Genomic DNA, 9264 nt, shown 5'->3' with positions numbered 1-9264 from the left:
TACACTGGCTGTGACGGGTGCGAGCTCTGACATCAGTGGTTCTGTTTTGACATCTGTCGAGAACATCACCTTGGCGAGCAACCTGAATGCGACGATGACGATTGCGCAGAATGCTCTTGTTACAACCGCATCGGGGGATAATACGTTAACGCTGAGCGATACGGGTGCGGTAACCGGACGATCGCAGATCGAAACCTACGTCCTCGCGGACGCTGGTGGCAGCACCTTTACCCAGGTTGCGGGCAACACAAGTGTTGTCAGTGGCAGCGCGAACGACACGATCGTGACCAATGCAACTGATGCTACTCGTGATGCACTCACGATCGATCTCACATCGGGTGGTACTGATATCGTTCTTATCCAGAACACGGCAATTGGTAATACTGGGGCTACCACCAATCAGGGACTTGGGGCTCGGCTTATAGATTGGGACGGTGGTGGTTCACCCGCTGACTCCAACGCCACGACCTTGAATGGTACTATTGCTCTGTGGGATGGATCTGCTGGAACAAACTACGTGACGATCAACGGTTTCGGTGCTGGAAACGCTGGCGATAAGATCACCTACTTGAACGGTTCGACCGATGTTCTCGTTGGTGGTTTTGCGGACAATGTCAGCTTGACCACGAACAATTTGTCGGGCTTGGCCGTCAACTCGGTGATCGAGATCCAGAGTACCTTCCAGATCAACGATGGGACCAACCTCGGTGCGGTTGCGACTATGCTGGATCAGCTGAATGGAGTTCAGGATGGTAACTACTATGTCGTGATCTACGATGGCACCGATCCCGACTCGAACGCCTGGATCTATGCCGCGACCGCAACAGAAGGCGACGGCTTTGACTTCGCTGATACCAACGGTGCGACCAACGGCTACGATACCGATACGGTGGAGTTGATCGGCTTCATCGACAGTATTGGTGCTGACACCCTCACATCTCAGAACTTCATCTAAGCATGTGAAGGTGGCGTTGCTTTACCTTTAAAATGATCTGGGAGTCCCCTTAACGGGGGCTCCCTAAGTCAACAATAAGTACGCGGAGCGAGCAAAATGCCTGTCTGGAACGTTGGTCCAAATAAGTTCAATATCACTGGTAACGATACGCTTCGGTCTCCATGGCTCGAGGTGACTGGGCCAGGCGAACGGATCAACAACCATTGGACATTTGAGACACTCCCAAACTACGCGCCTCAGCAGGTTGGTTTTGTTGACATGGGGTTGCACGTCGTGCAGCCGCTGGCTCGGAACGAAGACCGCCTCACTCTGGCAGAAAATGGATCATTCGTATTGAACGTTCGTGGTGTGGAGCATCTTGATGCTCTGGCCACTAAAACGGTTGATCTTGAAGTGGTTGGAAAGACAGGTTTCACCACGGATGGATCGTTTAATTCGGTTAAGGTGAACGTCGGCAATCACGAACTGTTTTATACCGGTGCGACTCGTGACTCGAGTTTGTTTACAGGGTCTGGTTGGGACCAAGTTCGGCTCATTGATCAGCCTGACGCTGCTGGGACGCAGTATTGGGCCGTTGTGCGCCGTGCAGACGGTGAAATGGACCTCTACAGTCTGTATTCGGGTTACAAGGTTCAAATCGAAGATGGTGGCACGACTTGGGGTAACACCAATGGGCGTCTTAACTACGGCGAAGTCGATGAAATCTATGCCGCTGCGCGCAATCGTGTCGGCGGTGATTTGTTCCGTCCAGGTCAGGATCTCGGCGACACCGGGGATCGCGGGAGCTTCGATAATATCGATTTAAGTAATGCCGCAGTTGATACCTATACCGACCGCTTCATCGCAGCCAGTTTCAAGAGCGTTAACTACGCAAGCCAAAACTTGCACGTCGGTACGGCCATTGTTGAAACCTTCGCTGGCGATGCGATTGACGGTACGCAGTCGGCCTCTCGCGATCACATTACCTCGAACGGAAACCACCATCTGATTGTCGACGAAGAGGCAACCGAGATTGACGGCCATCTTCGTCTATATGTTCGCGATAATGACTCCGGTCTCTACAACCGCTTCAACGAGGTCTATTTGGGAACTTCCGCGGGGAATACGAACGCGAATACCTACAACACGACCAGCTTGAATGCTTATGCAACCAACCAAGGTACTGGGCAGGGTGCTACCCCGGTTCTTGGCACCGCGATGTATGGTTTCGGCGGCAATGATGACTTAACTGGCGGAAGCGACGTAGACTACCTGTTTGGTGGTGCAAGTACTTACACCACGATAGAAGTAGGTGGTGATGGAGGTCTGCAGGGTAACATTGTTACAGGTGGCAATGGTGGCGACTTCTTTGGTGTTGGCAACATTAGCAATGGTGTTGATGGCGACAACATCATGACGACCGACTTCTCTGGGCGTTTTGATGGAGCTGCACCGGCAGACACATCGCGCACAGGTGGATTGTTCCGCGCCAACACGCCTACGACAACTGATGAGTCATCTGATTTGGCAACTAGAGTTGCTACTGATCGTATTCAGGATTGGACTGCCGGTGTAGACTCGCTGCGCGTTCTTGCGAACGGTACCGCAGTAATCGATGGCTTGGGAACCCCTGACGGCGCGGCTGTTGCCTATAATCCAGATATCATCGAAGATGATCCGGAGAAAATCGATCTCAGTGGTGATAAAGTTATCAACGAAGGCAAGATTGTTGTCCGTGGTCTTGGTAACGATGATACTATTATTGGTAGCGATGGCTTGGACTGGCTTTACGGTAATGATGGTGATAATGTCGTAATCGCAGGCGCTGTTGGCGCCGGAGATGGAAATGACCGTGTTTTTTATGACACCTATGCGGGACGTGTTTTTGCTGCGGGTTTCGATGCTGGTGACAAGGTCTATCTGAACAAAAAGGTCCTCGAGGCGATCAGTGGTACGTTCATTCGGGGGACTGAGGCGGCAAACAATCTGACCGGTGCGGATGTTACTCTGTCTGGGTCAAACGTTGCGGGTGGTCAGACTTATACAGCTGCCGTTGCATACAACCCAGAAATCAACTTCTTGCATGACACGTTCTATGGCCCCAGCGGTGCTTTGCCTTCAAACGTGCAGCACACTAACGGGCCCGGATTTGTTGATGGGTCCGATAACTACGCTGATACTTCAACGGGCATCATTGGGGCTGGCATGTTCGCTGCGGGGACAGCGCTCGTAGCAACTGGTCTATTTGCTGCTGCCGGTTATCCGCTGATGGCTTCAGGCATTGCCTTGGGCGCAGGAGCTGTCGCCGGCTCGCTTGGCTGGACGACGCCACACCAACACGCGACATATTCTGGCATTATCTCTGGTAATTTCCTGACCGTATTGACCGCTCAAAACAATGTCGACACCTCTGTGGCGGTCGATGGCAGTGCGAACATCGATAACAAGAGTTTCATCGACTTTTTTGAAAGTGCTGACGCTGGTGATGGTTACACTCCGGCAGTTCAATTCACTTCCTTGAACGCTAATCAAGCGATCAACCAGTTCATGGCCGTTCATTCGGACGAAGAAACCTTCATTTACTGGGTCTACTCGCGCGACGCAATTGTGACAGCGGGTGAAGCGGTAAAGGTTGCTGAGATCAACGGCAAACTGTTCGCCGAAGACTTTGCAATTTATGATGGGACTCTTGATGTTTACAACTACGGCACCTTGGCGCCAATTGTCATCTATACGCCCAGCATTACAAATGTAGGCTACGATAAGAATAACGATGGAGATTTTGCTGACGCTGGCGATGACGCAGTAATTGATCATGGAACGGCGGTAGTCCTCGATGGTGGTGGCCGTTTTGTTGTCGAGGGTCAGTTTTTCAAGTCACTCGGGGATCAAACGGATCCTTTTACCACAACAGCCGGCAGCGCGACAGTTACCACCAATTACACTGGCCATGGTCGCACAACCGGTGACTGGGTTCAGATCACTGGTTCGGTGGCTGAGAATGGCATCGATTTTAACGGCGCCTATCAGATCACCGTAATTGACGCGAATACCTTCACTTTCACGGCGAACAAATTTACTTCTGCGACCGGAGCTGGTGGCGTCACAGCAGGTGCTGCAGCAGGCGGTGCCGTGGGCTTTGGTACTCCTGGAAATATCAGTGCGGGAAGCACGATCTCTGTCTATGATGGTGTTGAGCGTCTCGACGCGGACCCCTTGACCGGTGGGGACCAAGTTTCTGTGAGCGCAAATGGCTCTAGTTTTACACTGTATGACACCAGAGCACTTGGGACATCGCTGACGCAGGCGCCGGATGGGGTGGTGACATTCGATTCCGGCGCGGACAATCGATATGAGGATGCGCAAGGTAACGCGTCGTTCTTGTCGATCATAAATGGTAGTGCGACCGTGACTGTTAATTACACGGACCATGGGCTTTCCGTGGGTGACTCAATTACTATTACTGGTGCGACCTCGGATGGTGGTATTGATTTCAACGGCACGTGGATTGTGTCTGGTGCGGCTAATGCGAACCAGTTCACATTCGCCGCGGCAAACAACGCCAATACAACTAAGCAAGTTAACACAAGCTTTAGTTTCACACCTGTTTCGGCTCCAGTGACAGTGGCTCTAGCAGATATAGCTGCGGGTGTGGGTACTCTCACGGTCACAATGGCAGACCATGGAATGTTGTCTGGTGACAGCATTACATTTACATCCACTTTTAACGCAGCAAACTTCCTTTATTCTGCTAACACAGCGTACTCTGTGACGCGCATAAGCGATACGCAATTCAGCATAGCCTCGGCGGTTAACAATGGTGGTGGAACCACCATACCTGCGAACGTTACCTTCTCCGTGCCTAACGGTGGCGATCAGACGTTCTTCCTGCGTGATGAGAAGGTGAGCTACTACGTCGAAGTCACTAACGCTGACTCCGGCTTCGAGACAATGAGTCTTCAGTATGATTTCACGGTAGGAGGCGGAACTGCGACCCTAAACGGCGGACGTGGTACCGATACGCTCGTGATTTCTGATGAAAGTGCGGCCTTGAATGGTATGGTCGATGGCCAAATTGTGAATCTGGAGGTTATCCAGACCACAAATGATGCTGCTGATCCAATGACGTTGAACCTTTCGCAGCAGTCGGAGGGCTTTACCTTTTATGACTCAGACGCTGGCAACAATCTGACTGGTGGCCAGGGTAATGATACCATCTATGGTTTTGCCGGAAACGATGTCATCGATGGCCACACTGGTGACGACTCTATCATTGGTGGTAGTGGTGCGGATACTCTTGACGGCAGCGATGGGAATGACGTTTTTGTTTATGCGACAGTTGGAGACCTGTTCTCTGGCGGCAGTTTGGTAGACTCGATCACCGGGGGCAATAACGTCGATACCATAAAGATTGATCAGGCAACGGCATATACGATTGCCGTTACCGACTCGTTTGCAAGAGCAAATGAAGTTGAAACGCTTGCAGCTGGTGGAGACAACACCGGAAATATATCGATCACGCTCCATGCCGATGCATTCTCGACTGCCGATATCCGTACGGTCACGCTTGCCGCTGATACCAATGCTGCTGGTACAAACACGATCAATGCGTCGAGCCAAATAAATGGTGCAGTCGATTTGACGCTGACGGGTTCAACAGGTGCTGATAGCATCACTGGTGGCTCAGGCGATGATAATGTTAGCGGCGGTTCTGATAACGACACTATTACTGGTGGCGATGGCGCAGATGTATTGACCGGTGGACTCGGTAACGACGTATTTGTTTACGCCGCAACCGCGCAGGTCAGTACAGATAATATCGTCGAGGCAACAAATGGTGGAACTGACCGGATTGTTGCAACCGCTGGCGTAGACTTTAGCGGGCTGACTGTGAACGGCTCGGCGGATCTGGAAGGGGCCGGCGCAGACGAGGGCATTGAGCAGATCGTTCTTGAGGGTCAAACAAACTCGACCTTCACAGGCTCTCAGCTGACGGGTAACACAATCGCCATCAATGAAAGTGATAATGATGGCAACACCACTCTGACGATCTCAGTTGCGGGTGGGAGCACGGTCGATTTCTCGAACCTGACGTTTGCAGCTTTGGGCGCCGGTTCCGGTGCTGAAGCGTTCGATGATGGTACGGATGTTGTCGCAATTACATCCGCCGCTGGTAATACAGCGGAGAACGTCACAGGTACAACGATTGCTGATACAATCAACCTCGACGGTGGCAATGACATCGTAGATGGCGGCGCCGGGAACGATACGATCAACGGAGGAGCCGGAGACGATACGATTGTTGGCGGCAGTGGTGCTGACGCGATCGATGGCGGGAACGGTAACGACACGTTGCGCTTCGCAAGCGGGGATGAGCTCGCAGCCGATACTACGGTTACGGGTGGTGAGGGCAGCGACACGATCGAGATCACCGTTGCAGATCTGACCATCGAGGATGCCGACTTTACCAATGTCCTGTCGGTTGAGACGCTCGTACTGACGGGCGCTTCCTCGGCCATTCTTGGGGCGGAGGCGATGCAGGCCGGCATCACGACGGTCCGTACTGGCTCAGGCGCGACAAGTGTCACGCGAACTGACACCACCGCTACAACCGTTGACGCAAATCTCTTGGCGAACAACACGACGCTGACGATCGCCGACACTGGCGTGACCACAAATTTCGTCGTTAACAACCTCGTGGGTGATCTCGACGCTTCTACCCTGGGCGGGACGCTTACTGTAGATTTGGCCGATAATACTGCCGATCAGGGCGTTACGATTGCGTTCGGTACTGGAAACCTTGTGGTTAGTGGTTCAGACGTTTCGGATACGCTTACCATATCAACGGCCGGGAATATTGGCGCTAACACAGCTTCGTTCCAAGTCATTGATCTCTCTTTGTCGTCGTCGCGAGATGTGGTCAACGCAGGTGTTGGTGCGCAGAGGATTATAGTAGGCGGTACCACCGCGGATCTAATCACGACTGGATCGGATTGGATTGATCCAACCAACGGGCTTAACGTGAATTATGATCGGGTTGAGTTCCTTGATGATAATTCGTTGATCGCGAACATGAGTTTTGACGGTTCCGGTGATGTTGTAGCAAATACCATTACCACAATCACTGACTATAATGACGACGTGTTGGATTTTGAGGGGGCTGAGCAAACCGCCGTGAGTTCCGACGGCTCGCATGTTACTACTGGCGCGGGTGGTAAAGTAACTGTTTGGAAAGCAGCAGTCGCAACACTTGAGGACAAAATTGGTTTGATCCAGTCAGACAATCTTCTTGATGCCGCAAATACTCTCGCAACTTTCGAGCATGCGGGTGATCTATATGTGTATTACGCTGGTGCAAATACTGGTAATCAGGATGACCAGCTAATAAAACTCGAAGATGCAGGTGTATTGGATACAGTAACGCTTGGAAACAGTTTTACGATTTCCCGGACTCCGCCAACTAATAGCCCGGTGGCCGGCGATCTTCTTTTGACGCCAACAGGTGGTGGCGGTTCAGGAACTGCGTTCTGGGACAATAATGCTAATAGGTTGTATCAACCGCAAGACCTAGCTGCTGGGAACTTCGGTACGTCAATTGGTACTGGTGATGATTTCTTTAAACATGTGGATATTAGAGATGCGTTTGCAAACGGCATTGATATGTATGGGACCGCGTATTCTGATTTGTATATGGGTAGCAATGGTTACGTTACTTTTGGATCTGGTTATAGCTCCTATACGCCGAGCGGTATTCCTGGTTTCACTCGTTCGCCGATGATTGCAGCATCGTTCGATGATTTATATATTTCTTCGGGGTTACGACGTGTTGACGGAACAGCTGGCGATGGGACAGGCCCGTATGAGTATACCGGTAACTCAACAGGTAGTGGTGGTGCCTACTATCATATTGAGGTTCTTACAGATGGAAACAATGTTGTCACGAGCCGGAAAGTGATTTTCACGTGGGATAACGTTGATTTTTATGGTTGGGCTCGCGATTACCTGGATCCTGTAGGTGCAGGTACTTCGATGCAGATTATTATCCACGATTTGGCGCCAGCTGATACAACTAGCCAGGATTTCGGTATTGAGATTAGATACGAGGATATTGGCTCGCATGATCAGACCAATCCAACCGCAGGGTGGACCGCGGGAGACTCCTTCAATTATGGGTTGGTTAATGATGGGCAGACTCTACGCGATGTAGCAAATAGCTCTACAAACGTGGACACTAATGGTGTTTGGGTTTGGAGTGTGGAGGGTGGCGAGATCCAAGTCTCAGGGTCTATTGATGACGTCGACAATGGTGGGGCTTACGCAGGTGCCGTTGATGTATATGACATTGAAGTGCAATCTCAATGGCTAGACGGCGGCACAGCTGGCTTCTCTCTTCTTGCAAATGATCATAATGTGTTTGCTTTGAATGCTGCCACTGGTCAAGTAACTGTCCCGGTTGGGGCTTCTCTTAACCTTTGGAAGGAAGCCTTCAAGGACGCCGAGGCATCGTTCACTGTGCAAGTGACTGCCACAAATGGCGCTCAAGTAAAGACCGCGGATCAAGATTTTGTAGTCGATATTGCAGACACAAAAGAAGATCCAGTTGTGCGCGGTACCGTAGATGGCAATGACGCTGACTCGATCGTTGATCACGATGCAGCTTCTACAACCCTTACCGTTTATTCGACCTCGTCTGTGCTAAACAATGCTCAGAACAGTGACATCACTACTATTAGTGCCGTTAGTATGTCGGTCGCCAGTGCAGGAGTGACTTTGGATCTGAGCAATCAGACTGAGGGTTTCACAATTACCGGCTCGGGTTTCAATGACAACATCACAGCAAGCGGTGGTGTTGACCGAGTCGCAGGCGGCGTGGGCAACGACACCATCATCGGTGGTGCTGGTGCTGACGTGCTGGCAGGTGGAGATGATAATGATACCTTTAAAATTGCTGCACTTGCCGACATTCATGGTCTTGCAGAGTCCATTTATGGCGGAATGTTAGGCGCGGATAGCGGCACGAACGATAGGATTATTTTTGATGTTTCAGGCTCTGCTGACCTGAGCCTCGCCACGATCACTGGGATCGAGGGTCTTGTGTTAAATGCTGGCTCGAACGCGATCACAATGACGGCGGCCCAGCATAACGGGTTTACCGGTGGGATCATTGGTGGGGGAGGTGCGGACCAGATCACGCTGACGACTGCTGGTATTGTGACTGCAAGTTCGGCGGTTGAAGCCTATGTTTTGTCCGGCGCTGGAGCGAGCACGATCACGGTTGGTGCACTTAACCAGAACGTGACCGAGGATGGTACTACAGAGCAGGCCAATAC

General features: G+C 51.6%; 2 protein-coding genes. Both read left to right on the top strand.

Features of this window, described 5'->3' with window-relative positions:
• On the top strand, window positions 1-955 hold a 955-nt coding region (locus tag MXB90_RS17100; RefSeq protein WP_462982323.1), incomplete at its 5' end, for a hypothetical protein.
• Window positions 956-1051: 96 nt separating this feature from the next.
• Window positions 1052-9264: nidogen-like domain-containing protein (locus MXB90_RS17095; protein ID WP_349665927.1), on the top strand; the 8213-nt coding region annotated here is incomplete at its 3' end.

It is taken from the genome of Phaeovulum molybdatiresistens, from assembly GCF_023544865.1.
GTDB lineage: Bacteria > Pseudomonadota > Alphaproteobacteria > Rhodobacterales > Rhodobacteraceae > Pontitalea.
This window is presented reverse-complemented; position numbering and strand designations above follow the sequence as displayed.